General features: G+C 65.1%; 18 protein-coding genes. 10 read left to right on the top strand and 8 right to left on the bottom strand.

Going from position 1 to position 25,707, the window contains the following annotated elements:
• Positions 1-37: 37 nt before the first annotated feature.
• Entirely contained in the window at positions 38-859 is an 822-nt protein-coding gene (locus AC4FWB_RS14615) for a tetratricopeptide repeat protein (protein ID WP_491026839.1), read from the bottom strand.
• Positions 860-1,101: 242 nt separating this feature from the next.
• Here AC4FWB_RS14615 and AC4FWB_RS14610 point away from each other — a divergent pair, with 242 nt between their 5' ends.
• The 5 genes from AC4FWB_RS14610 to pdeM all read left to right on the top strand — a co-directional run bounded on the left by AC4FWB_RS14610 (position 1,102) and on the right by pdeM (position 7,438).
• A complete protein-coding gene (locus AC4FWB_RS14610; RefSeq protein WP_491026838.1) occupies positions 1,102-2,466 on the top strand; it encodes a leucyl aminopeptidase family protein in 1,365 nt (454 codons plus the stop codon).
• Positions 2,467-2,650: 184 nt separating this feature from the next.
• Complete coding sequence (locus AC4FWB_RS14605) at positions 2,651-3,001, top strand: MarR family winged helix-turn-helix transcriptional regulator (RefSeq protein ID WP_059185013.1); 351 nt, start codon at positions 2,651-2,653, stop codon at positions 2,999-3,001.
• Between the two features lie 68 nt (positions 3,002-3,069).
• The gene (locus AC4FWB_RS14600; RefSeq protein ID WP_491026836.1) at positions 3,070-3,930 is read left to right on the top strand and encodes a C40 family peptidase; all 861 of its coding nucleotides are present in this window, start codon (positions 3,070-3,072) and stop codon (positions 3,928-3,930) included.
• 228 nt (positions 3,931-4,158) lie between these two features.
• Complete coding sequence (locus AC4FWB_RS14595) at positions 4,159-6,696, top strand: ligase-associated DNA damage response DEXH box helicase (RefSeq protein WP_491026996.1); 2,538 nt, start codon at positions 4,159-4,161, stop codon at positions 6,694-6,696.
• A gap of 25 nt (positions 6,697-6,721) precedes the next feature.
• Positions 6,722-7,438: a ligase-associated DNA damage response endonuclease PdeM gene (gene pdeM, locus AC4FWB_RS14590; protein WP_491026835.1), complete on the top strand. Its 717-nt coding sequence runs from the start codon at positions 6,722-6,724 to the stop codon at positions 7,436-7,438.
• Between the two features lie 8 nt (positions 7,439-7,446).
• Here the strand turns inward: pdeM and AC4FWB_RS14585 are convergent, their stop codons facing one another.
• The 3 genes from AC4FWB_RS14585 to AC4FWB_RS14575 are packed head-to-tail and all read right to left on the bottom strand — an operon-like array spanning position 7,447 to position 12,056.
• Positions 7,447-8,382 carry a dimethyl sulfoxide reductase anchor subunit family protein gene (locus AC4FWB_RS14585; RefSeq protein WP_491026834.1) on the bottom strand — a complete coding sequence of 312 codons (936 nt, stop codon included), beginning with the start codon at positions 8,380-8,382 and terminating at the stop codon, positions 7,447-7,449.
• Between the two features lie 12 nt (positions 8,383-8,394).
• Positions 8,395-9,129, bottom strand: coding sequence for a 4Fe-4S dicluster domain-containing protein (locus tag AC4FWB_RS14580; RefSeq protein ID WP_491026832.1), 735 nt, complete (start codon positions 9,127-9,129; stop codon positions 8,395-8,397).
• On the bottom strand, positions 9,126-12,056 hold the full coding sequence (locus tag AC4FWB_RS14575; RefSeq protein WP_491026830.1) for a molybdopterin oxidoreductase family protein: 2,931 nt from the start codon (positions 12,054-12,056) through the stop codon (positions 9,126-9,128). Before AC4FWB_RS14575 ends, AC4FWB_RS14580 begins: the two co-directional genes overlap by 4 nt.
• 278 nt (positions 12,057-12,334) lie before the next feature.
• Here AC4FWB_RS14575 and AC4FWB_RS14570 point away from each other — a divergent pair, with 278 nt between their 5' ends.
• The gene (locus tag AC4FWB_RS14570) at positions 12,335-13,222 is read left to right on the top strand and encodes a LysR substrate-binding domain-containing protein (protein ID WP_491026829.1); all 888 of its coding nucleotides are present in this window, start codon (positions 12,335-12,337) and stop codon (positions 13,220-13,222) included.
• A 315-nt stretch (positions 13,223-13,537) separates the two neighbouring features.
• Here AC4FWB_RS14570 and AC4FWB_RS14565 read toward each other — a convergent pair whose 3' ends face one another.
• From AC4FWB_RS14565 to AC4FWB_RS14550, 4 genes are all read right to left on the bottom strand, one after another.
• Positions 13,538-14,794 (bottom strand): Hsp70 family protein, encoded by a 1,257-nt coding sequence (locus AC4FWB_RS14565; protein WP_491026827.1) that lies wholly within the window; start codon positions 14,792-14,794, stop codon positions 13,538-13,540.
• Positions 14,795-14,992: 198 nt separating this feature from the next.
• Positions 14,993-15,787: a TIGR02186 family protein gene (locus AC4FWB_RS14560; protein ID WP_491026825.1), complete on the bottom strand. Its 795-nt coding sequence runs from the start codon at positions 15,785-15,787 to the stop codon at positions 14,993-14,995.
• Positions 15,787-16,704 (bottom strand): sulfite exporter TauE/SafE family protein, encoded by a 918-nt coding sequence (locus AC4FWB_RS14555; RefSeq protein WP_491026823.1) that lies wholly within the window; start codon positions 16,702-16,704, stop codon positions 15,787-15,789. Before AC4FWB_RS14555 ends, AC4FWB_RS14560 begins: the two co-directional genes overlap by 1 nt.
• A gap of 211 nt (positions 16,705-16,915) precedes the next feature.
• The gene (locus AC4FWB_RS14550; protein ID WP_491026821.1) at positions 16,916-21,019 is read right to left on the bottom strand and encodes a peptidoglycan-binding protein; all 4,104 of its coding nucleotides are present in this window, start codon (positions 21,017-21,019) and stop codon (positions 16,916-16,918) included.
• Between the two features lie 459 nt (positions 21,020-21,478).
• On the opposite strand from AC4FWB_RS14550, the gene AC4FWB_RS14545 reads away from it, so the two are divergent.
• From AC4FWB_RS14545 to AC4FWB_RS14530, 4 genes are all read left to right on the top strand, one after another.
• Positions 21,479-21,940 (top strand): MerR family transcriptional regulator, encoded by a 462-nt coding sequence (locus AC4FWB_RS14545; RefSeq protein WP_126102429.1) that lies wholly within the window; start codon positions 21,479-21,481, stop codon positions 21,938-21,940.
• Between the two features lie 238 nt (positions 21,941-22,178).
• A complete protein-coding gene (locus AC4FWB_RS14540) occupies positions 22,179-23,975 on the top strand; it encodes an acyl-CoA dehydrogenase (protein WP_491026819.1) in 1,797 nt (598 codons plus the stop codon).
• 124 nt (positions 23,976-24,099) lie between these two features.
• On the top strand, positions 24,100-24,537 hold the full coding sequence (locus tag AC4FWB_RS14535) for an endonuclease domain-containing protein (RefSeq protein ID WP_491026818.1): 438 nt from the start codon (positions 24,100-24,102) through the stop codon (positions 24,535-24,537).
• On the top strand, positions 24,534-25,703 hold the full coding sequence (locus tag AC4FWB_RS14530) for an acyl-CoA dehydrogenase family protein (protein WP_491026816.1): 1,170 nt from the start codon (positions 24,534-24,536) through the stop codon (positions 25,701-25,703). The genes AC4FWB_RS14535 and AC4FWB_RS14530 overlap by 4 nt, the downstream gene beginning before the upstream one ends.
• Positions 25,704-25,707: the final 4 nt, after the last annotated feature.

Here is a 25,707-nt window from a genome sequence, read left to right as displayed (position 1 = left end):
CGTTGGTTGGCGGAGATGGATTGCCGCGGCAGCGCGGTCAGTTGGTCGCGACCTTATCCTTGTCCTGATCCTTGAGCTGGCTCCAGGTATTCTTCTGGGCAAGCATCTGGCGCAGGTAGGCGACGTTGGCTTGCGCCTGCTCGGGCGAAAGCTCCTGCGAGGCGATTTTCTCGGCCTCGTCGAAGCGGCCCTGCAGGCCGACGACCAGCGCCAGGTTCTGCCGCACGCGGCTGTCGGCTGCCGGCTGCTGGGCGGCCGAGCGCATATAGGTTTCGGCGGTGCGCAGATCTCCCTCCAGCACATAGGACATGCCGAGATTGGAGAGGATCGAAGGTTCGTTCGGCTTGAGCTCGAGCGCCTTTCGATAGTCCTGACGAGCCTCGTCCCGCTGCCCCATCTGGTCAAGGATCGCGGCTTCCGCCGAAACCAGGCGCCAATCCGGATATTCCGGCGTCTGCGCGCGGCGCACTGCATCGAGCGCCTGCTCGAACTGCCCGTTGGCGGCCAGCGCCTTGCCGTAGGCGGCGAGCACGTCACGGTCCTTGGGGTAGGCGATTGCGAGCTTGCGCATCACGGCCAGCGACTGGTCGGCGTCGCCATCCATCTGCAGCGCCGCGGCGAAATTCGTGGCGATGCGTTTGTCGTTCGGGCTCCTGGCATAGGAATCGCCAAGTCTGGTGGTGGCGCTGTGCAATTCGCTGGCCGACATTGTTTCCAGCGGTCTGTTGTCGGAGCGGGAAATGGAGCCCGTCGTGAATTTGCTGGTGCTGCCGCAGCCCGCCACGCTGGCCGCCAGCGCTGCCACGAATGCCGCGGTGATCAGACGTTTGCCTGCGACGTTCAACGCTTTGATCGGCATCGGCGCTGGTCTCCATTCCTGCGCGGCCATTGTCTGGCCGTCTTCCCTCCCGCAGAAATATTCTGTTAACCCTAACGGACGGTTAAGAAGGCCTCTGAAGTTCCTTCGTGTAGGCGAGGCCCTGGTCAGGGAAACGACCAACTTCTCGGAGGCAACCGCGTTCGGACCCACGCTGTCACTTGCCCACCGGCGACGCCTCTGTCAGTGGAAACGAGAACAAACCTTGAGTCGGAGACTGTCGAATGGCCGTCGAACTTGTCGAACGCAAACCTGAGAACGCCTTGCCGGTTCATCTGGTGGCAAAGGACGGTCTTGAAGAAGCCGGCCTCGCGCCAGCGGCAATTGCCTGGGCCCGGGCGAACGGCTTTTCCGGCGAGGCAGGCCGGACCCTGATCCTGCCGGGCGAGGGTGGCGCGCTCGCCGGCGCGCTGTTCGGCATCGGCGACGGCGAGAGCCAGCTTGCCGTCGGCGCCCTGGCGAGATCGCTGCCCGAAGGCGAATGGCATTTTGCCCAGGATTTGCCCGCGCCCGATCTTGCGGCGCTGGCGCTCGTCCTCGGCGGCTACGTCTTCACCCGCTACGGCAAGAAGCCGGGCAAGGCGTTGCGCTTCGCGCTGCCACCGGGCACCGACGGCGCGCATGTGCGCCGCATCGCCGAGGGCGTGTTCCTGGCGCGCGACCTCGTCAACACGCCGACGAGCGACATGGGGCCGGCTGAACTGGAGGAGGCCGTCCAGGCATTGGCCGCCGACCACGGCGCCGACGTCTCCGTCGTCAAGGGCGACGATCTCCTGGTGCGGAATTTCCCGATGATTCACGCCGTTGGCCGCGCCTCGGCCGGCGCGCCGCGGCTGATCGACATGACATGGGGACCGAGCGACGCGCCTAGGGTGACGCTGGTCGGCAAGGGCGTCTGCTTCGACACCGGCGGCCTCGATATCAAACCGTCGTCGGGCATGCTGTTGATGAAGAAGGACATGGGCGGCGCCGCCAATGTGCTGGGTCTCGCCTCCATGATCATGGCGGCGAGACTGAATGTCCGGCTGCGTGTGCTGATCCCCGCGGTCGAGAATTCGATCGCCGGCAACGCCTTCCGGCCGGGGGACGTGCTGAGGAGCCGCAAGGGCATCACGGTCGAGATCGGCAACACCGACGCCGAAGGCCGCCTGGTCCTGGCCGACGCGCTGGCGCTTGCCGACGAGGAAAGGCCGGCCCTGCTGGTCGACATGGCGACGCTGACCGGAGCCGCCCGTGTCGCGCTCGGTCCCGATCTGCCGCCCTTCTACACCGGCGACGAGGCGCTGGCCGCCGATCTGGCTGAGGCTTCGCTCGCCGTCGAGGATCCGCTGTGGCGCATGCCCTTGTGGCGGCCCTACGATGCAAAGCTTACCTCGAAGATCGCCGACATCAACAACGTCACCACGGATGGTTTTGCCGGATCGATCACCGCAGCTCTCTTCCTCAAGCGCTTCGTCGAGAGAACGCCGGCATGGGCGCATTTCGACATTTTTGCCTGGAATCCTGCCGACCGCCCGCACGGCCTGACAGGTGGCGAGGCTCAAGGCATTCGCGCGCTGGAGCGGATCATTTCGACAAGGTTCGGATAGAGCAATTCCAGGAAAAGTGCGCAGCGGTTTTCTGTCCGGAGTTGCGTCAGACAAGAGCGCAATTCCAGGAAAAGTCTGAAGCGGTTTTCCGTCCGGAATTGCCTAAAACAAATACTCGGCGAGAAGCCGGCAAAACGCCGTGGACTGAAACGGAAGCGAAACAATTTGCCGTCATGATTACGCCATGTCGATCTCGATGCGCCCGAGCCAGGCCTTGCGACTGTGGCAGCAGGTGTTGCTGTCGCAGGTGCGCGACGGCGCGCCCGATCTCACCATGCGCCAGACGGCGATCCTGCTCACCATCTATCTCGACCCGCCGCCGCACACGGTGCGCGGTCTGGCCGCCAGGCTCAATGTCACCAAGCCGGTCATCACCAGGGCGCTCGACACGATGGGCGCGCTGAAGCTGGTCTCGCGCCACCGCGACGAGCTCGACAAGCGCAACGTGCTCATCCGGCGCACGGTCGAAGGCGCGCTCTTTGTCGAGCGCTTCGGCGATGGTATCGTTGACCGGGCGCACGAATTACCAATCTAGAGCATGATCCCGAAAAGTGGGAACCGGTTTTCGGATAAGATCATGCTCAATCAAGCAGAGTTATCGATTTGACCGCCAGGGATGCCCGCCTTCACGCCTTTCGTTCCGATCTCGCCGATGCCAGGCTGAAAGGAGAGGTCGCCGCCGACCGCTTTGTTGCCGGCCGGCCGGCGCGGATCACGACTTCCGTCGCCGACCTGCGCAAGGCGCCGCGCCCCGATGCCGGCGTCAACACCCAGGCGCTGTTCGGCGACGACGTGCTTGTCTTCGAGGACGCGGAAGGCTGGGCCTGGGTGCAGGCCGAGCGCGACGGCTATGTCGGCTATGTCGCCGACAATGTTCTTGGGGCTCGCGAGCATGCGCCGACCCACATCGTCTGCGTGCCGCGCACCTTCCTTTATCCGGGGCCCGACCTGCGCTTCCCGATCAGCGGCCAATTGTCGATGGGCTCGACGGTGACGGTCACCGGTTCCGCCGAAACGCGCGGCACGCATTACGCGCTGCTGCCCTCCGGCCAGGCGATCATCGCCCGCCATCTGCGGCTGGTCGCCGACCTTGCCGACGACTACGTCACGGTGGCCGAGAGCTTTCTCGGCACACCCTATCTGTGGGGCGGCGTTTCCGGCTTCGGCATCGACTGCTCCGGGCTGGTGCAGCTTGCGATGCGCATGATCGGCAGGGATGTGCTGCGCGATTCCGACATGCAGGCCGCGAGCATCGGCACGCCGTTCGAACCGGGTCCCGATTTTTCCGGGCTGCAGCGCGGCGACCTCGTCTTCTGGAAGGGCCACGTCGCCGTCATGACCGACGCGAAAGACATGATCCACGCCAACGGCCACACCATGTTGGTCTCGCGCGAGGGCCTGAAAGAGGCGGTCGAGCGGATCGGTTATCTCTATGGCGGTCCGACGGGGTTCCGCAGGCCGTAGCGCCAGCTTCCCCTTCTCCCCTTGTGGGAGAAGGTGTCGCCGAAGGCGACGGATGAGGGGTGCTCCAGGGAAAGCCAGCGTCTCACTTCGCTGGAACACCCCTCATCCGTCTCGGCGCTATCGCGCCGATCCACCTTCTCCCACAGGGGGAGAAGGGGACAAGGCGCCTGATCCCCTTTTGTTCCGATTTTTCTTGGCGATTGCTTGCCGTCGCGCTACCTCTGGCGCGTGACAGAGCAGCCGCGCCTTGCCGAACAGAATGCCGCCGTTCTCCTGCCCGAGCCATTCGTCAAATGGTTCGGCGCAAAAGGCTGGTCGCCGCGCGTCCACCAGCTCGAACTGCTCGCGAAGGCGCAAGGTGGACAATCGGTGCTGCTGATCGCGCCGACCGGCGCCGGCAAGACGCTCGCCGGCTTCCTGCCTTCGCTGACCGACCTGGCCAACCGGCCGCGCCGCAAACCCGGCCAGGCGCATCGCGGCATCCACACGCTCTACATCTCGCCCCTCAAGGCGCTGGCCGTCGACATCGAGCGCAACCTCGGCAAGCCGGTCGAGGAGATCGGCTTGCCGGTCACCATCGAGACTCGCACCGGCGACACGCCCTCGCACAAGCGCCAGCGGCAGAAACTGGCGCCGCCCGACATCCTGCTCACCACCCCCGAGCAACTCGCCTTGCTGATTGCTGGAAACGATGCAAAACGTTTCTTCGAGGACCTGCGCTATGTCGTGCTCGACGAATTGCATTCGCTCGTCACGTCGAAGCGCGGGCATCTTTTGGCGCTCGGCCTGGCGCGGTTGCGCACCTTCGTTCCCGAGCTGCAGACCATCGGTCTGTCGGCAACCGTCGCCGAGCCGGATGAATTGCGGCGCTGGCTGGTTGCGCAGAATCCTCCCAAAAACGCAAAGAACCCCGACATGGCCGGGCTGATCACTGTCGCCGGCGGCGCCAAGCCCGACATCTCCATTCTCGACTCGCGCGAGCGCGTGCCGTGGTCGGGGCATTCGGCCCGCTACGCCATTCCAGAGATATACGAGGCGATAAAGCAGCACCGCACGACGCTTCTCTTCGTCAACACGCGCAGCCAGGCCGAGCTTTTGTTCCAGGAGCTGTGGCGGGCCAATGAAGACTCGCTTCCGATCGCCCTGCATCATGGTTCGCTCGACGTCGGCCAGCGCCGGCGCGTCGAGAAGGCGATGGCCGACAATGCGCTGCGCGCCATTGTCGCCACCTCGACGCTCGACCTCGGCATCGACTGGGGCGATGTCGATCTGGTCGTGCATGTCGGCGCGCCGAAGGGCGCCAGCCGCCTGGCGCAGCGCATCGGCCGCGCCAACCACCGCATGGACGAGCCGTCGAAGGCGATCCTGATCCCTGCCAACCGCTTCGAGGTGCTGGAATGCCGCGCAGCCCTCGACGCCAACTATCTCGGCGCGCAGGACACGCCGCCGCTGGTCAAGGGCGCGCTCGACGTGCTCTCCCAGCATGTGCTGGGCGTCGCCTGCGGCGGACCATTCGACGCCGACCATCTGTTCGAGGAGATTCGAACTGCGGCTCCCTATGCCGCTCTGGAGCGCGAGACCTTCGACCGCGTCGTCGACTTCGTCGCCACCGGCGGCTACGCGCTGAAGAACTACGAGCGCTATGCCCGCATCCGCCGCAACAAGGACGGGCTCTGGCGCATCTCGCATCCAAGTGTCGCGCAGCAATACCGGCTCAATGTCGGCACCATCGTCGAGATGCCGGAACTCAACATCCGCTATGTCCGGCAAGGCCGCGGCATGGCCGGCCGCGGCGGGCCCGTGCTCGGCAAGATCGAGGAATATTTCGCCGAGACGCTGCGCCCCGGCGACAATTTCCTGTTCGCCGGCAAGGTGCTGCGCTTCGAAGGTATCCGCGAGAACGAGTGCGTCGTCTCCAACGGCGCCGGCGCCAACATCATCGTGCCGTCCTATGCCGGCGGCAAATTCCCGCTGTCGACCTATCTCGCTGAGCAGGTGCGCGGCATGCTGGCCGACAGCGGTCGTTGGAAGGTCTTGCCCGAGCAGGTCGCAGACTGGCTGCGGATACAGAAAGAGAGGTCCGTCTTGCCGAAGCGTGGCGATCTCCTGATCGAGACCTTTCCCCGCGGCAACCGTCACTACATGGTCGCCTATCCCTTCGAAGGCCGGCTCGCGCACCAGACGCTCGGCATGCTTTTGACGCGCCGGCTGGAGCGAGCGCATGCACGGCCGCTCGGCTTCGTCGCCACCGACTATTCGCTGGCCGTCTGGGCGCTGGACGATATGGCGGCGCTGTTCAAGGCGAAGAAGCCGTCGCTGGCCGCACTTTTCGACGAGGATATGCTGGGCGACGATCTCGAGGCCTGGCTGAACGACAGCTGGATGCTGAAGCGCACTTTCCGCACATGCGCCGTCATCGCCGGGCTGATCGAGAAGCGCTACCCCGGACAGGAAAAGAGCGGCCGCCAGGTGACGGTCTCGGCGGACTTGATCTACGATGTGCTGCGCAGCCACGAGCCGGACCATATCCTGCTGCAGGCAACACGCACCGACGCCTCGGCCGGCCTGCTCGATGTCAGCAGACTTGGCGAGATGCTCTCGCGCGTGCGCGGTCGAATCGTGCATAAGCATCTCGACCAGATCTCGCCGCTGGCGGTGCCGGTGATGCTGGAGATCGGCAAGGAATCGGTCAATGGCGGCGCCAACGACACGCTGTTGATGGAGGCCGCCGATCTGGTCGAAGAGGCGATGGGCGGCCGAGCGTAACCGACTGAGAGAGGGCCACGAGGGGATGAATTTTTCGCTGTCGCGCGCGACGCTGATCGCCGAGGCCGACCTTGTCGGCATCGCCGGCGAGCGCGCGGTCTGCGACCGGCGTGGCGTTCTCTATTTCCCCGATCTGCGGCTGCTCGCGGTCTCCGACCTGCACCTCGAAAAAGGCTCTTCTTTCGCCAGGCGCGGTGCGTTGATCCCGCCTTACGACACGGGCGCCACCTTGCTGCGGCTTCAGGGAGTTATCGCCGATTATCAGCCGCGGATCGTCGTCAGCCTTGGCGACTCCTTTCATGACGGCGGTGGCGCCGAGCGCATGCATTCGAGCTTCCGCGAACGGTTGGAGGCGATGATGGCCGGCCGCGACTGGTTCTGGGTTGCCGGCAACCACGATCCGGATGCGCCCGCCGACTTGCCCGGCGAGACGGTCAAGGAACTCGCCATTGGCACGCTGCTGTTTCGGCACGAGCCCTCGAAGGCAAGGGTCGAGGGCGAAATCGCCGGCCATCTCCATCCTTGCGCGCGCATCGTGCAGCGCGGCCGCTCGGTCAGGCGGCGCTGCTTCGCCGGCGATGGCGGCCGCATGATCATGCCGGCCTTCGGCGCCTATACCGGCTCGCTCAACGTGCTCGACCGCGCTTATGCCGGCCTGTTCCGGCTGGAAACGCTTGTTGCCTATATGCTGGGCGCCGAGCGCATTTTCGCCATCTCCGGCTCGATGCTGCGGCCGGGCTGAAGCCGCCTCTATCTGCCATAGTAGAGCGTGACGGTGTGCTTCGCTTCGGCGAAGAACAGCCAGCGCTCGACCAGCATGCCGGCAAATTGGGAGATGGCCGCAAGCGCCGATGCAATCGCCGCGAAGGGCCATGGTGAGGCAAGGGCAATAGCAAGCAAGACAGCCGGGGCGGCGAAAGCCAGGCTCTGCGCGATCTGCCTTAGCTTTGCGCTGTGCTTGCGTGCGATGCGGAATCCCATCTCCTTGAGCAGGTAGTTTTCTTCCGTGTGCGGCCATTCGATCGACCGCACCGTGCCGCCGGCCAGCCCCGTCGCCGTATTGGCAGTGGTCGGGATCTCCAGCCGGTCGTTGTATCGCCAGGTCGCCAGCTTCCAGGCCCAGCCGGCAAGCGTGGCGAGCAGCGCTCCGGTCGACACCGCCGTCGAGCCCACGGCGAAACCCTGGAGCAGGGCGTTGGCGAGAACGCTGCCGGTCATCGCCGAGAAAATAAGATAAGCCGGCAAAGTATAACGGCTGTGCCACTGCGCGATCGGCTTGAGCGAGGCATAGATCATGCCTGTCGTGCAGACCGTTGCAATTGCACCGGCCGCCGCCAGCAGGCCAGCGATGGCCACCCAGCCGCCGGTGTGGCCGAGAAGCACCCAGCCGAAGCCGAACAACGCGGCAGGTACAAACGTCGCGACCGAGGCCACACCTTCGCGCGACAGCCAGGAGCTGCGCCATTGCGAGAAGGCGCGCCAGGCGCGCTCGGGCCGGCCAAGATGGCTGGTCGAGGTGAGCAGGCCGGCCGCGATCAGGCCGAGCGCAAGCGCCATGCCGGCGAGCCCAAGCCAGAACCCGGGTTGGATGAAACCTAACCCGCCAAGCAGGCCGAGCAGCGCCAGCAGGCCGTAGCCGGCGCCGGTCGCGGTGGTGAAGAAGATGACGGAAAAGGCGGGATGCATGATCGGCTGAAGCTAGTTCGAAAGCATGCGGTCGATCCAGCCGAGAAAGCCGCCTTCCGTCTTGATAGGCTCCAGCGCCGGCGCGTCCACTTTCGCCGCGCGTTCGCTGCGGGCGCGCGGCGGCAGGTACTTGTTGGTCGGCTTGTAACCAAGCTCGGGCATCAGCTCGACACCGCCGCGCTCGACAACCAACTGCGAGATGGCGGAGGCCGGATCGCCCAGATCGCCGAAATGCCGGGCGCTGGTCGGGCAGGCCGCGACGCAGGCCGGCACCCGGTCTTCCTCGGCCAGATTGTCGTTGTAGATGCGGTCGACGCAGAGCGTGCATTTCTTCATCACGCCGACATCGGTGTCGAACTCGCGCGCGCCATAGGGACAGGCCCAGCTGCACAGCTTGCAGCCGATGCATTTATCCTCGTCGACCAGCACGATGCCGTCCGAGACGCGCTTGTAGGAAGCGCCGGTCGGGCAGACGGTGACGCAGGCGGGTTGCTCGCAATGCAGGCAGGAGCGCGGAAAATTCACCGTACGGCCGCCCATCTCGGTCGTGTGCTCATAAGCGTGCACACGGTTGAACCAGACGCCGTCGGCATGTGCGCCATAGGGATCGGTGTCTGTCAGCGGCGCCATATGGCCGCCTGTGTTCCATTCCTTGCAAGCGGTCACGCAGGCCTGGCAGCCGACGCAGGTGTCCAGATCGATGACGAGGCCAAGCTTTTTCTCCGTCCGGGCGGGAAGGCAGGTCATTCGGCGGCTTCCCTCTTCATGCGGAATTCTGCGCCGAAGCGAAGCACATCCGGTGGCGGCTCGAACTGGGGCGGCTGGGCAAAACGTTCGAATTGCGGTTCGGTGAATCCTGCTTCTTCCGCCGCGCATTTGGCGATGCGCACGCGCACGTCGAACCATGCCGCCTGCCCGGTGACCGGATCGGAATTCGAATAGCGCCTGCCATTGGCATCGGCAGAGGTCTGGTCGCCGATGATGTGGTTGAGCAGGAAGCCGCGGTTGCTCTCCGCGGCATCGTCCTTCAGGCCCCAGCTGCCGCGGCGCTTGCCGATCGCGTTCCAGGTCCACACCGTGTCGGGGTTCACGCCATCGATCAGCTTGATCTGGCCTTTCACCCGGCCGTTGATGCTCTCGATCCACACCCAGTCGTCATCGGCAAGGCCGAGATTGGCGGCGGTCTGCGAATGCACGAACAGCCGGTTCTGGCTGGTGATTTGTCTTAGCCACGCATTCTGCGAGCCCCAGGAATGGTACATGTGCATCGGTCGCTGCGTCAGGGCATGCAGTGGGTATTTTTGCAGATCGACGGCCTCGTCCTCGAAAGGCGCGTACCAAAACGGCAACGGGTCCATATAGCTCTCGATGCGGTCGCGTTCGGCCTTCGGCGGCTGCGCTTTTCCATGGCCGCGCGCGGCGAGGCGAAAGCGCTGGATCGGCTCTGAATAAAGCTGGAAGACGATCGGCTCCGCCTTGGCGATGAAGCCCATTTGGACGGCGAAATCGAGATAGGCGCGGTTGCCCATCTTGTAGTAGCGCTGGTCGTCGGAAAAATCGTGGTGCCAGAAGCCGCCATTGTCGATGTAGCGCTGCAGCTGGTCCGGATTGACCTCGCCCTTGCCGATCGAGCTTCCGTCCTTGCCGCGCCAGCCGGCGAGCGGGCCGATGCCGGGCGCGCGCTCGTGGTTGACGATGTAGTCGGCATAGTCGCGGTATTTCGCCGAGCCGTCCTCGGTGACGAAGCCGGGCAGGCCGAGCCGCGCGCCAAGCTCGATCAGCACCGACTGGAACGGCCGCACGTCGCGGTCCGGCTGCACGACGGGATGGCGGATGGCGTCGCCCGGCCCGTCGGCATGGCTGATCGGCCGGTCGAGCAGGCTGATGCAGTCATGCCGCTCGAGATAGGTCGTGTCGGGCAGCACCAGGTCGGCAAACGGCACCGTCTCGGAATAATAGGCGTCGGAATAGATGATGAAGGGGATCTTGTACGCGCCCGACGAATCCTTGTCGGTCAGCATGGCGATGGTCTCGACGGTGTTCATCGACGAGTTCCAGGCCATGTTCGACATGTACATCATCAGCGTGTCGATCGGATAAGGATCGCCGGCCCAGGCGTTACGGATGACCGAGTGCATCAGGCCGTGCGCGGCTAAAGGCGCCTCCCAGGAATAGGCCTTGTCTATGCGGGTAGGGCGGCCGGCCTCGTCGACGAGCAGGTCGTCCGGCCCGCACACGAAGCCGAGCGGCATGCCGTCCAGCGGCGCCATCGGCCGCGCATTTTTTCCAGCGGGTTTTGGCCCCGGAGGCGCGCAACGGGGGTAGGGCGGCTTGAACCGGAAGCCGCCGGGAACGTCCACCGTGCCCAAAAGCACCTGCAGCAGATGGATGGCGCGGCAGGTATGGAAACCGTTGGAATGGGCCGAGATACCACGCATGGCGTGCATCGAGACAGGCCGGCCTTTGATCGTCTCGTGACGCCGGCCCGCCCAATCGGTCCAAGCAACCGGCAGTTCGATCGCCTGCTCGAAAGCGACATGCGCCAGCTCCGCCGCGATCCGGTGGATCGTATCGGCGCTGACCCCGCAGCGCTCTGCCACCGCATCCGGCGAATAGCTTTCGTCCAGATATCGTTCTGCAATGAGCTGGAACACCGGCACGCAGCGGCTGCCATTGACCGTGTAGTTGCCGGTCAGCGCCGGCTTTGCCTCGGGGTCGGTTGCGTTGACCAGCGCCTTCGCCACCCTGTCCCAAGCCAGCAGGTTGCCGGCATCATCGCGCGCGAACAGTCCGTCATCGACCGCGCCGGGCTCCTGAGTCACAAGCACTGCGGCGTTAGTGTAGCGCAGCAGATAATCGAGATCGACGCGGCCGGCCTTCAGCAGTTCGTGGACGATGGCGAACACGAACAGGCCGTCCGTGCCCGGCCGGATGCCGATCCAGTCGTCGGCAATCGCGTTGTAGCCTGTGCGGCACGGATTGATCGAAACGACCTTGGCGCCGCGCGCCTTGAGCTTGCCGAGGCCGATCTTGATCGGGTTGGAATCATGGTCCTCGGCGACGCCGAACAGCATGAAGTATTTCGTGTTGTCCCAGTCGGGCTCGCCGAACTCCCAGAACGAGCCGCCGATCGTGTAGAGACCGCCGGCCGCCATGTTGACCGAGCAGAAGCCGCCATGGGCGGCGAAATTCGGCGTGCCGAACTGGCTCGCCCACCAGCCGGTCAGCGATTGCGACTGATCGCGCCCGGTGAAGAAGGCGAGTTTCTTTGGATCGGTCCGCCGGATCGCCGAAAGCCGCTCGCTGGCGATTGTGAGCGCTTCGTCCCACTCGATCTCTCGGAACTCGCCTGAGCTGCGCGGGCCAGTGCGCAGAAGCGGCTTCTTCAGCCGCGCCGGGCTGTAGTGCTGCATGATCCCGGCGCTGCCCTTGCCGCAGATCACGCCGCGGTTCACCGGGTGGTCCTTGTTGCCGTTGATGTAGCGCACCTTGCCGTCCTTGATGTGGACGTCGATGCCGCAGCGGCAGGCGCACATGTAGCAGGTGGTCTTGGCGATGCGATCGGAAACGCTCGGCGCGGTATCGACGCCGTCGCCCTCGTTGGGCGCTTGGCTGTCGGCCAGCGGCTGCTGGGAGGGTGCGGAATTGGCACCGCGCGGCGCGCCGCTGTTCATGATCCGCGAGCGCTCTTACCGCTCGCCATCCTGGCTTTCGTCTTCGGCCCTGGTCCGCGCATATAGTGGAGCTCGGGATGGTAGCGCTCGCCGGCCAACTGCCGCCTCAGCCTGCGGCTCCAATGCGCGAAAAGGGATTTGAAGCGCCCGATCATTTCCAACCTTGGCTGTAGAACAGCCAATTTTTTCCAAGCTTTGGCAAAAAGTTAGAACAAAGAGATTGATCTGTCTAACAAGCGGTGCTTGTAATTCCGATCGGTTTTGCTTCTTAGTTGGCCATGACCCTCGATCAGTTGCGCATATTCGTCGCCGTCGCCGAACACGGCCACATGACCAAGGCGGCCGAACTGCTAGGCATCTCCCAGTCCGCCGCCTCGGCGGCCATCCGCGCGCTCGAAAGCCAGCATGGCGTGCGCCTGTTCAACCGCGTCGGCCGCAACATCGAGCTGGCGCAGACCGGCCATCGGTTCCTGCCCGAGGCCAAGGCGGTCCTCGAGCGCGCTGCGGCCGCTCACAACGTGCTGGAGCATGTCTCTCAGACCGTTACCGGCAGCCTGTCGATATCGGCGAGCCAGACCATCGCCAGCTATTGGCTGCCGCGGCGCCTGGCCGCGTTCCACGAAGCCTATCCAGCGGTGCGCCTCAGCGTCACCATCGGCAACACCCGACAGGTGGAGGCCAATGTGCTGGACGGCCGGGCCGATTTCGGCCTCGTCGAGGGACGCACCGAGTCCGACATCCTGCGGCGCGCCACGGTCGACGAGGATCGCCCCATGCTGGTGGTGGCGCGCTCGCATCCGGACATTCCGATGACGCCGGCAGGAAACCTCGACATCAGGGCATTGCGCTGGATCATCAGGGAAGGCGGCTCGGGCACGCGCGAGGCGCTGGAGGATTTTGCGCGCAGTGAGGGCGTCGCGCCGGCGGAGCTGCAGATCTTTCTCGTACTGCCCAGCAACGAGGCCGTGCGTCAGGCGGTGGAGGCCGGCGCCGGCGCCACCATCATTTCCGAGCTCGTCGTCGCGCGCTCCCTGGCGGAGGGCAGCCTGCGGTCAGTGCCGGTCGATCTGCCGAAGCGCGATTTCGCCATGATCACCCACCGCGACCGGCAGGCGAGCCTCGCCCAGATGGCGCTGAAGGCTCATTTGGGTGGAAAGGTCGGCTGACGCCAGGACGAGGATCGTCGCAAACGCTCGCGATTGTTCGATACCTCCGAACTTCGTCATTCTAGGGCGAAGCAGTCGCGAAGCGACGTCGCGGAGACCCTAGAATCCATTCCGTTACGTCGGCCGGGGAATGCAACGGAGCAGAATTCTGCACGGCCGCGACACTCGAATGTCACGGAATGGATCCTCGCGTCTGCGCCGCGTCGCTGCGCTCCTTGCTCCGCCCGTGGATGACGAAGAGATGGGCGTTTTGGCCAATCTCCTGGGCACGCCGCCCGCTACTGGATGCAGCTAACTTGCGGCAAAAACTGGCTGTCAGGCGAATTTCCGCCGCGCATCCAGCGCCAGGCCGAGCCCGACCGAGCCGAACATGTCGCCTTCGATGACGGAGGCTTGCGGCACCAGCGAAAGGATCCGCCGCTTTGCCAGCGGGATCGCGGTCGAGCCGCCGGTCAGGAACACGGCGGTGATGGCCGAAGCGGGGACGCCGGCGTCGGCGATCGTCTGCCTCACCGTCACGGTCACCCGTTCGATGTCTCCGCCGATCGTCTCCTCAAGCCCCTCGCGCGTGATCCCGGCCGCGAAGCGCGCGGCGGGCAGCGACACCTTCACCTCGGCCGAGGCCTGGTCGGTCAGCGCGATCTTGGCCCGTTCGACCAGGCCGGCCATCGCGTGGCCGTAACGATGCTCGACGATGTGGATGAAGCGGTCGACGAGGTCGGCGCGCTCGGCCTCGAAGCGGATTTGTTTCAGGTCCGACATCGCCTTGGCGGTGTAGACCAGGTTGATGCGCTGCCAGGTCGCGAGGTCGATGAAATAGCTCGCCGGCAGGTTGCGCTTGCCGTCCTTGGTCGGCGTCAGATAGCCGAGCTCGGGCATGACATGCGCGATGCTGAGCAGCCGGTCGAAGTCCGTGCCGCCGATATGGATGCCGCGATTGGCTAATATGTCGCCCTTGCGGTCGTCCGAGCGGGCGCGCTCCGGCGAGACGCGTACCACCGAGAAGTCGGAGGTGCCGCCGCCCATGTCGACGATCAGCGCCAGCTCTTCCCGGGCGACGTTCTGTTCGTAGTCAAGCGCCGCCGCGATCGGCTCGAACTGGAAGGCGATATGCTTGAAGCCTTGCCCGCGCGCAGCCTTTTCGAGCTCGCCCTGTGCTTTCGCGTCGGCTTCGGCATCGTCGTCGACGAACTGCACGGGGCGGCCGAGCACGACGCGTTCGACAGGGCCGCCCGCATCGTCTTCCAGCCGCTTTTTTAAATGGCTGAGGAAGAACCCGATGATATCGACGAAGCCGATCAGGCGCGCCTTGATGCGCGTCTTCTCGTTCGCAAGCGAGCTGCCGAGCACGCTTTTCAGCGAACGCATCAGCCGGCCCTCGACGCTGTCGGTATAGTCGGCGATCGCGCGACGGCCAAAATAGGTATGGCCGTCCTCGAAGTTGAAGAAGACAGCGCTCGGCAAGGTGGGCTGTTCGCCCTCCAGCGCCACCAGTCGGGCGCGGCCGTCGCGGATCACGCCCACCGTGGAATTGGACGTGCCGAAATCGATGCCGCCGAATGCTGATTGCATCGCAGCCTCCTGTCATTGCTTCATGGCGGCAGGCAAACGCATCGACGCGCCGTCGCCCGGATAGCCGGACCGCTCTGCCGAAATTGAATGTGAGTGCTTGTCCCTAGGGGTGGGAGGCGGCGATTTATCGCAAAACCGGGAAAAGGGAAACCCCTCTTTTCACGGGAAAATGGGTGTTCCCATTTTTCCCGCGAAGCATCAATCCTTGCGGAAGACCAGGCGCCCGAGCCACCCGGTCAGCATCGCAAGCGACACGGCGAACGCACCGTAGAGGAAGGAATAGTCGTGCGCGACGCGGAAGATCGACTGCTCGAAGCCGGACTTGCGGATTTCGAGCTGGGCGGAGCTTTCCTTCACGAACATGCCGCTCTTGAACAGGAAGGCGCGCGCCTTGTGCGTGCCGACCGGAATGTTGGGCGCCAGCCGCACGGTGGCGCGGAACAGGCTCTGCGACAGGAACTGCACGCCGCCGACATTCTCGCTGTAGAGGCCGGTTGCCGTCTTGCGCTCGCGCAGTGCCGCGGTGAACTCCTCGATCGTCGCTGGGTTGTCGGTCTCGTCGGCGGGCTTCATGTAGAGGTTCTGCGAGCCCAGCGAAAGCTGCTTGTACTTGTTCGGGTCGGCGATGTCCTGCAGGGGCCGCGTCGTGGCGACCGAATAGGACACCGGCACGTTCTCGAAGGTTTCCGATTCCAGGTTGATCCAGACGCCGAGCACCCTGTCCTTGCGGCGCACGACGACCGGCCGCGGCGGCCCTTCGAGCACGACGACGACGTCGTAGCGCCCCTGCCGCGAGACCAGCGGATCGGGATTTTCAAGCGATCCAAAGATGGTGAGGTCCGCGCCGGAGAAACCGGCGGTGATCGAGATGGCGTCGGTGGACAGGCCAATCTGGATGCCCTCGGCGGCGGGCGGCGTTTGCGCCGTCGCCGGCGACAAGGCGAAGAGGAGTGAAAGTGAAACGGTGGCTGCGAACGCTTTCAATCCCGCCATCAGCTCAGGCCCGCGAGCGAATAGAGGTTGGGCGGCGTCACGAACAGATCGATGGCAAGGCGAATGGCGACCGCCAGCACCAGCATCGCCAGCAGCGCCCGCAACTGCTCGCCGCGCAGCCTTTGGCCGGCCTTGGCGCCATATTGCGCGCCGGCAACGCCGCCGGCCATCAAGAGGAAGGCGAGGATGACGTCGACGGTCTGGTTGGTCGTGGCATGGACCAGCGTGGTGTAGGCCGAGGTGAAGATGATCTGGAACAGCGAGGTGCCGATAACGACGTTGGTCGGCACCTTGAGCAGGTAGATCAGCGCCGGCACCATGATGAAGCCGCCGCCGACGCCCATGATCGACGACAGGAAGCCGATGGCCGCGCCGAGCCCGAGCACCGGGATGACGCTGACGAACAGCTTCGAGGCGCGGAAGCGCATCTTGAACGGCAGCCGGTGAATCCAGTTGTGCTGGCCGGATTTCTTCAGCACAGGCGCGGCGCCGCTGCGGCTGGCGCGCAGCGCATTGACGCTCTCGACCAGCATCAGTCCGCCGACGGTGCCGAGCAGCGCGACGTAGAGCAGCGAGATGAAGAGGTCCAACTGGCCGAGCCGGCGCAGCAGCGCAAACACATAGATGCCGGCGGTCGAGCCGACGATGCCGCCGGCCAGAAGCACGCCGCCCAGCTTGAAGTCGAGCGTGCCGCGCTTCATGTGCGAAAGCGCGCCGGAGAAGGAAGAAGCAATGACCTGGTTGGCCCCGGTGGCGACCGCGATCGCCGGCGGGATGTTGTAGAAGATCAAGAGCGGCGTGATCAGGAAGCCGCCGCCCACCCCGAACATGCCCGACAGGAAACCCACCGCCGCGCCCATCGCCAGCAGCACGAAGACGTTGACGGAAATTTCCGCGATCGGGAGATAGATGCCCACCCGTCTGTCTCGATCAGTTTGCCTCTCGGCGAATGCCGCCGTCCCCGGCAGTTTCCCACCGAAAAAAGCAGTTTCGCACCGAAAAGCCAATTTTTTCTTGCGCCGGCGCGGCGGCAGGGTCAAACCCTGCCGCCGCGCCGAAACAAAAACCATCTCAATCAGTTAACAGGCAAATCTGTGGCAAGCCGTCGCGGAAGCGACGCACCTGCAATTATTTGCGCGCCAGCAGCGCCTTGACGAGCGGCGCATCGATCTCGCCGGTCGGCTTCATCTTGTTGTCGGTCTGGAAGGCCATGATGGCGCTCTTGGTCTTGTCGCCCATGACGCCGTCGGCTCCGCCGGCTTCATAGCCGTTCTTGTTGAGGATCAGCTGGATATTCTTCACCGCCTTCTTCATGTCGATGCTGGCGGTGGTCTGCGGCGTGCTGTCCTGCCAGGATTCCGGAATGTCGGAGGAGTTGGCGGTCGCGTTGAGGGGCTTGGCCTTCCACAGTTCCGTGGCGGCGCGGGCGCGCTCGAGCTGCTCGGGCCTGAGCGCATTGGCGATCTCGTCGCGCTTGGACGCGGCGTCCTTGTCGCCGGTCTTGGCGACAAGCGCGAACCATTTGTAGGATTCCTCCAGATTCTGCTTCATGCCGACGCCCTTGGCCGAAAGGATGCCGAGGTTGAACTGGCTGTCCTTGACGCCGAGATCGGCGGCCTCCTGGAACCAGTGCGCCGCCGATTCATTGTCGGTCACGCCGTCCGCCGCCATGGCGAACAGCACCGCCAGATTGTGCATGGCGCTGGCGTTGCCCTGTTCCGCCGCGAGCTGGTAGTAGGTCTTGGCCTTCTTGATGTCGCGCGCGACGCCGATGCCCTTCTCGTAGAAATTGCCGATGCGGTATTCGGCCGGCGCGAAGCCCAGTTCGGCGGACTTTTCATACCATTTGGCGGCGGCCGTCATGTCTTCCTTCACGCCGCGCGATTCCGCGTAGCGCGAGCCGATCTCGAACAGCGCCTTGGCATCGCCGCCCGCGGCCGCGTCGCGCAGCGCCACCGGGCCGATGTCGGACGGGATGTCGATCTTGACGGCCGAATTTGCGGGCTGGCCGCCGGCCGGCGGGACGGTGCCGGTGGTGTCGGCGGAGGTGGTTGCTGGCGTGTTGGCCGAAGAAGCGCCGGCTGCCGGAGCGCCGGGCACTGGTGTGCTGGCCGCCGGCGCGCCGGTCATGGGCTGTGCATCCGCATCGGTGTCCATGGCCGGTCCGTTCACCGCCGGAGAGACGGGCTCGGACGGCATGGTCGAAGCCATCGGCGCCGGCGCAGGCTGGGTCGGCGCGGACAGAGCCGTCGGAGCAGGCGCCGGTTCGGCCGGCGCCGCGGCGGCGGGCATCTCGGGGCCGGACGGCTGAGCGGCCACCTGTGGCGCCGGATCGTCCTTCGAGGGCTCGGCCTGCCTGACGGCGCGGGCCGGCGCGCTCTCTGGCTTCGCGGCGTCCGTGTCGGCCTTGGGCGCGCCGGCGGCATTGAGCGACGCGGTATCGACCGCCTGTGTGGACACGATCGGCGCCACGTCGTTGCGCGCGACCGGCGCCGGGTCGGAGAAGAAGGCCTTGCCGAGCTGCAGGCCGGCCAGCGCCATCATGATTGCGGCGGCCGCCATCAGGATCGGCTTGCGCCGCGCCTTGAGCAGGTCGCCGATTCTGAGCGCCTTTACCGGGCCGGTCATCGTCGACTGCCGCTTCAGCGCGTCGGCTTCCGCGGCGGCGGCTTGCGCCGCGCGGCGGGCGGCCGCGATGAAATCGGATTTGGCGGCGTCGGTCTCGCTGCGCTTGGCCGGCTGGCCGCGCTCGTCGCGCACGCGTTTCATGATGGCGTTGAGGTCCGGCGCGCCTGAGCCCGGCTCCAGCGGCCGGTTGGCTGCTTTGGGATCGAGCGGTTCGTCGATGTCGACGGTCGGAACGTCGCCGGCTGGCGCCGAGCCCGCAAGCGGTGGCGTGTCCTCGTCCTTCTTGCCCTTGAAAGCGCGCGCCAGCCCGCTGAACATCGACTTCTTGCGGCCAGTTTTCTCGGCCTTCTCGCCGATCGCGTCCGATCCGAGCGCAGCCATGGCGGCGGCGGCCGCGGCTTCGGCGGGCGTGCGCGGTCCAGGCTCGCCACGCGTAACATGTTCGCCTTGCGTAGGCGGCTCGTTGCGCAGGATGGAGGCGGCGCGCGCGTCGAGATCGGCGATGTCTCCGGTCAACGGCAGCGGCTGGTCGATATCCATCGACGGTGCGTCCTGCACCGCGATCTTGCCGGCGCGGCCGGCCCGTCTGCCGCCCGGTTGCGGATCGACGAGTTCGCTGACCGCTTCGCTCGGCTCGCTGGCCTCCAGGGAACCGAGCCGGTCGACGATCTTGAGCAGCGTGTCGTGGATGGCCTCGAAGGTCCGCGAATTGCGCTCGTCGGAACGGCGGGTGAGTGCTTCGAGCGTCTTCAGGTCCTGCGCGAGGCCGCCCACGGCGGCCGCGTTGGAAGCGGCCGTGCTGGAGCCCGACTCGGCCAGCGACCGAACGGCGTTCTCCGCCGCCTCGCGCGCGACGCTGAGGATGGAATCGCGCGTGCCCGCCAGCGACTTTTCGATCTCGTTGAGGCGCGGGCTGATGTCCTCGAATTCGGGCAGCGGCGCGCTCGGCCTGGACAGATGCGCCGAAAGGGCGGTCACCTGCGACTCCAGGCTGCGGATCAGCGCCGGATCGATGCCGGCGACCTGCGCGGCGGACGATTCCAGCCGGCTGGAAATGTCTTCGAGCCGGCTTTCCAGGCCGCGGATCGCCATGTCGTTGGCAGGATCGGCCGCGCGCGTCTCGATGCGCTTGGCAAGCGCGGTGAAGCGGGCGTCGATCGCCTCCATGATGCCGGCGCCGTCGTCCTGCTGCATGCGCCGGTCGAGCCTGTCGGCGACTTCGTCCAGCCGCCGCTCGAGGTCGCGGAACAGCATGTTGCCCTGCTCGATCGCATCGCCCTGGCGGCGCTCGAGCAGGCTGGACAGCGCGTCGAAGCGCTGCTCCAGGCCCTGGAAGATATAGTCGGCGTCGGGCATTGCCGGCGCGCGGTCTATTCTGTCGGTGATCAAAGCGATCTGCTTGCCCAGACGCTCCATCGCCTGCTCCGGCAGGTTGGTGCGTCCGGCGAGTTCGTCCACCCGGCTGGACAGAAGGTTGAGGCGGTCGATGACCTCGGCGCCGGGCCGCGACTGCGCGACCTCCTCGATCTGCTGCGCCAGCGAAGCGATCCGCCTCTCGATGCGGCCGAAGGTTTCCGGGTCGAAGGCATTGGCCTGAGCGGCCACCGTCGAGGCGACGATGGCGCGCGAGATCTCGTCCAGCCGCTCGTCGATCATGGCAAGCGTCTCGCCGCCGCGCATGGTCTGCTGGCTGGCGAAACGGTCGACCGCGCCGGCAAGGGTGCGCACCTTTTCCTCCAGCGAAGCGAGCGATAGCGACTGCGGCAGGTTGTTGACCGCGCTGCTGATCTGTTCGAGCCGGTCGGTGAGGACCGAAAGGTTGGGACCCTCGGCGCGCTGGCGCTGGTCGGCGTCGACGCGATCCTCGAAGGCGCTCCAGCGGCGGTCGAAATCGTCCCAGCGGCGATCGGCGGCCCGCACGCTTTGATCGACGGCCTGCACGCTTTCCTCGCGCGCCAGCGTGTCGAGCGCCGCCTTGACCTGCTCCAGTTCCAGTCGCAGCAGATTGACGCTGCGGTCGTCGCTCTTTTCGGCAAGCGTGTGGATGGCGCCGGAAAGCCGCTCGAACTCGACGCCGAGCTCGGCGCTGCTCTTGTCGGGCGACGAGCCATGCTGGCTGTTCGCCTGCATGGCGCGATCGATGTCCTTGCGCAGCGCGTCGAATTCGCGCTGCAGGCCGGCGGTCATCTGGTGGCGCAGCTCTTCGCGCAGGCCGCGCAATTCGACGGCGATCTTGCCGACCATCGCGACGCCGTCTTCCTGTCCGCGCACCCGGTCGATGTCGCGGGCGATGGCCTGATAGTTGGGGCCGAAGTCGGAGGGCGCCGGGTTTTGCGGTGCTTTATTTTGCGAACCCCGATTTTGCTCCCTCTGCGCGGCGTAGGCATCCTCGTACCAGCGCGGCGAACCATAAGGTTGCGCGGCCGCGTAGCGCGGCTCGGCGGCCGGCCGCCGCGGATCGGGACGTTCGGGCATGTCGGTGCGGGTCCGTTCCAGCCGCTGCTCCAGCGTTTCGAGCGAGCGGTTCAGCTCCTCCAGCGAGGTGTGCGGCCGGCGTTGCCTGCCGGCATTGAGTGTATCGAGATAGGACCGCTTGCTGTTCATCGATGCGCCCGTGTTCAGAATGACCGGCCGTGGCCGGTTTCCCAAAGTCCTGCCGGGAACGAAGGCGGCCGCGCGGTTCTGCTGCGGAGGAAGACGGGCTTCCCGGGTTTTCACCCACGCTTCGAAGACCGTGAAAAATTCGCTACAGGATAAACACGGGTGACCGACATGCGCACATTTCGCCCAACGTGGTAAACAAGGCGTTAACCAAGCTTAAGAAGTCGCGCATAATCGTAAGCCCACCTGGGTGGGCATCCGGGTGCGGCATAAAGTTCTATTCCGACAACGCCCTTGCGTCAGGTGCCGGCTGTCGGTATAGAATTGACGTAAACGTAAAAGGTGCGAAGCCGTGCCTCTTGCGATTGATTTGTCGAAACCACGATTGGAAGCACGCCCCCGCTTCCACTCAGGCGACGCTTGGTCCGAGACCGCGACGCCATCAGGGGAAAGCCAGTGACCATGAAACTTGTTTCGCCCGGCGAAGCCGCGGCCAATAGCAATGACATTCCGGCCGAGGCCGGTGAGGAATTCGTCCGCATAGGCGAGATGGCCAAGAAATACGGCGTGACCTTGCGCACGCTGCGTTTTTATGAGGACAAGGGCCTGCTCAATCCGAAGCGCGACGGCTCGACCCGTCTTTATACGCGCCGCGACAAGGCCCGGCTGAAGCTGATCCTGCTCGGCCGCAAGGTCGGGTTCTCGCTGCGCGACGTCAAGCAGATGATGGACCTTTACGATCCGACCGGCTCCAACACCAAGCAGTTGCGGCTGGCGCTCGACAAGTCGGAGAAGCAGCTCGCCCGCCTGCAGAAGCAGCGGACGCTGATCGAGGACGCCATCAACGAACTGAGCAATTCGATGACGGTCGTTCGCCGGATGCTCACCGAGCGGGCCGCGCCGCAGGCAAGCGCCGCCGGCTGATCGCTCTCGCGCTTCAGTAGCGACGATCCCGAAACAGAGAGCCGCGTGGCCTTGGCCGCGCGGCTTTTTTTCGTTGCTTTGCGCTCCGTGTTCACCAAAATTTTTCCGGCTGCGACAAGATTGACGTTTACGCAAACGTCAATTTTTGCTATCGGGGCGTCGACATCGGCTCGGCCTCCCATCCGGACCTGGATCGGGAGCTTGCTAGCTGGCCAAGACCGCAAGGGTGGAGGAAGGCATGACGATCTACAGGGCGCCCGTCCAGGACACGCTGTTCGTGCTCAACGACGTGCTCGGCTATCAGCGCTATTCCAATCTTCCGGGCTTCTCGGACGCCACGCCCGACGTGCTCGAGACGATTCTCGCCGAAGGCGCCAAGCTTGCCGAGAACGTCATGCATCCGCTGAACCGGGTCGGCGACATGGAAGGCTGCGTGCGCCATGACGACGGTTCGGTGACAACGCCCAAGGGCTTCAAGGACGCCTTCGACCAGTATCGCGAAGGCGGTTGGATGGGCCTTGCCGCGCCCGCCGAGTTCGGCGGCCAGGGTCTGCCTTATGCGGTCCATACCGCCGTCTCCGAGTACATGATTTCCGCCAACATGGCGTTGATGATGTATCCCGGCCTGACGCAGGGCGCGATCGCGGCTATCGTCACCCACGGCACCGACGAGCAGAGGGCTACCTGGCTGCCCAGGCTGATCGAGGGCACCTGGACCGGCACCATGAACCTGACCGAGCCGCATTGCGGCACCGACCTCGGCCTGTTGCGCACCAAGGCGGTGCCGAACGGCGACGGCACCTACAAGATTTCCGGCCAGAAGATTTTCATCTCCGCCGGCGAGCACGACATGGCGGACAACATCGTCCACCTGGTGCTGGCCCGCGCCGAGGGCGCGCCGGAAGGCGTCAAGGGCATCTCGCTGTTCATCGTGCCGAAGTTCAAGCTCGATGGCTCGGGCAATCCCGGCGAGCGCAACGCGCTCTCCTGCGGCTCGATCGAGGAGAAGATGGGCATCCACGGCAACTCGACCTGCGTTATGAACTATGACGAGGCGGAGGGCGCCCTGCTCGGCGAGTTGAACGGCGGCCTGAAGGCCATGTTCACGATGATGAACGAGGCCCGTCTCGGCGTCGGTCTGCAGGGGCTGTCGGTCTCTGAGATCGCCTATCAGAACGCGGTTTCCTATGCCAAGGACCGCCTTCAGGGCCGCTCGCTCTCGGGTGTCAAGGCGCCGGACAAAAAGGCCGACCCGATCATCGTCCATCCGGATGTCCGCCGCTCGCTGATGACCATGAAGGCGTTCAACGAGGGTGGCCGCGCGCTGGCGCTGTGGACGGCGATCAAGTCGGACGTCGCCCACCGCTCCGGTGACGACAGGGACCGCCAGGCGGCCGACGACTACACCGGGCTGATGACCCCGGTGGTCAAGGGCGTGCTCACCGACAAGGGTTTTGACCACGCGGTGATGGCGCAGCAGGTGTTCGGTGGCCATGGCTATATCGAAGAGCACGGCATGAGCCAGTTCGTGCGCGATGCCCGCATCGCCATGATCTATGAGGGCGCCAACGGCATCCAGGCGCTCGACCTCGTCGGCCGCAAGCTGGCGCAAAATGGCGGCCGCGCGGTGCAGGTCTTCTTCAAGGAGGTCGGCGAGTTTTGCGAGGAGAACCGGGCCGACGAGAAGATGGCGCCTTTCACCAAGGCGCTGAAGAAGGGCCTCAACGACCTGCAGGCGGCGACGATGTGGCTGATGCAGAACGCCATGGCCAAGCCCGACAATGCGGGCGCCGCCTCGACCGACTACATGCATCTCTTCGGCCTGGTCGCGCTTGGCTACATGTGGGGCCAGATGGCCAAGGCCGCCCACACGAAGCTCGCGGAAGGCGCCAACGGGGCCGCGTCGTTCTACGACAACAAGCTGGTGACGGCGCGCTTCTTCATGGAGCGGATCATGCCGGAGACGGCGACGCGGCTTGCCCGCATTTCCAGTGGCGCGGACACGCTAATGGCGCTGCCGGCGGAAGCGTTCTAGAAATGCTCGGCGTCCCCCTCCCCCTTGAGGGGAGGGTGGCCAGACGAAGTCTGGTCGGGAGGGGTCGCCCGCGACGAACTCGACGCCAATTCTGACGATGCGCACTGGGAGGAGGACCATCGCAATGCGCCGGACGCGAGTGAGTTTCGAGATGCGGCAGAAGGCACGTTCGCTTCGTCTCCATGCGACGAAGGCGGAGTCCTTGCTATGGTACGAATTGCGCGAACTTACTGCTGATGGCCTGAAGTTCAGGCGGCAGTCGCCGATCGGCCCGTACATCGTCGATTTCGTTTGCCCGCGGGTCAAACTGATCGTCGAGGTTGACGGCGATCTGCACGAAACTGAAGCAGGCAAGCGCCATGATATGAATCGCGATGCCTATTTGCGGTCGCTTGGCTACGTGATCGTCAGGATTGACGAGCCGGATGTCATTAACAGTGCGTGGCATGTGGCGCAGTTCGTTAAGGATAAGGCCGAGCACTTCACCGGCGACCCCTCCCGGCCGCTTCGCGGCCACCCTCTCCTCAAGGGGGACGCTGGCGCAGCAGAGGAAATAGCATGACAAATCCAGCCGAAATTCTTGGCTTGCCGAAGCCCGCCTGGGCGGCGGACGAAGTCGGCATGCTCTACGACATGGCGACCCGCTTCATGGCGGAAGAGATCGCGCCGCGCTACGACGAGTTCGAAAAGAACGAGATGGTCGACCGCGAGAGCTGGCTCAAGGCTGGAGCCGCCGGCCTGCTCTGCGCCTCGATGCCGGAAAAATACGGCGGCTCCGGCGGCACCTTCGCGCATGAGAGCGCCATCATCGAGGCGATCGGCCATGTCGGCGTCGACGGCTTCGGTATCGGCCTGCACAATTCGATCGTCGCGCCTTACATCCTGCACTACGGCTCCGAGGAGCAGAAACAGAAATGGCTGCCGAAGCTGGCGACCGGCGAGCTGATCGGCGCCATCGCCATGACCGAGCCCGGCGCCGGCTCGGATCTGCAGGGCGTCAAGACCCGCGCCGAGAAGGACGGAAACCACTACAAGATCAGCGGTTCCAAGACCTTCATCACCAACGGCCAGCTCGCCAATCTGATCATCGTCGTCACCAAGACCGATCCGGAAAAGGGCGCCAAGGGCACCTCGCTGATCGTCGTCGAGACCGACGAGGTCGAAGGTTTTCAGCGCGGCCGCAACCTCGACAAGATCGGGCTCAAGGCCAACGACACGTCCGAGCTGTTCTTCAACGACGTGCGCGTGCCGACCTCGAACCTGCTCGGCCACGAGGAGGGCAAGGGTTTCGTCCAGCTGATGCAGCAATTGCCGCAGGAGCGGCTGCAGATCGGCACCGGGGCGATCGCCATGGTCGAGCGGGCGCTGGCGATCACCATCGACTATGTCAAGGAGCGCAAGGCCTTCGGCAAGGCGATCATCGATTTCCAGAATACGCAATTCCAGCTGGCCGAGCTGAAGACCGAGGCCACGATCGGCCGCGTCTTCTACAACGATTGCGTCGCCCGCCACATCGACGCCGGCCTCGACCCGGTGACGGCATCGATGGCCAAATACTGGCTGTCCGACCTGCAGGGCAAAGTCGTCGACGAATGCCTTCAACTGCATGGCGGCTATGGCTACATGAATGAATATCCGATCGCCCGCATGTATCGCGACGCCCGCGTCCAGCGCATCTACGGCGGCACCAACGAGATCATGAAATTGCTGATCGGGCGCTCTCTCTGAGCGG

The organism is Mesorhizobium sp. LEGMi-168a (genome assembly GCF_058312955.1).
This window is presented reverse-complemented; position numbering and strand designations above follow the sequence as displayed.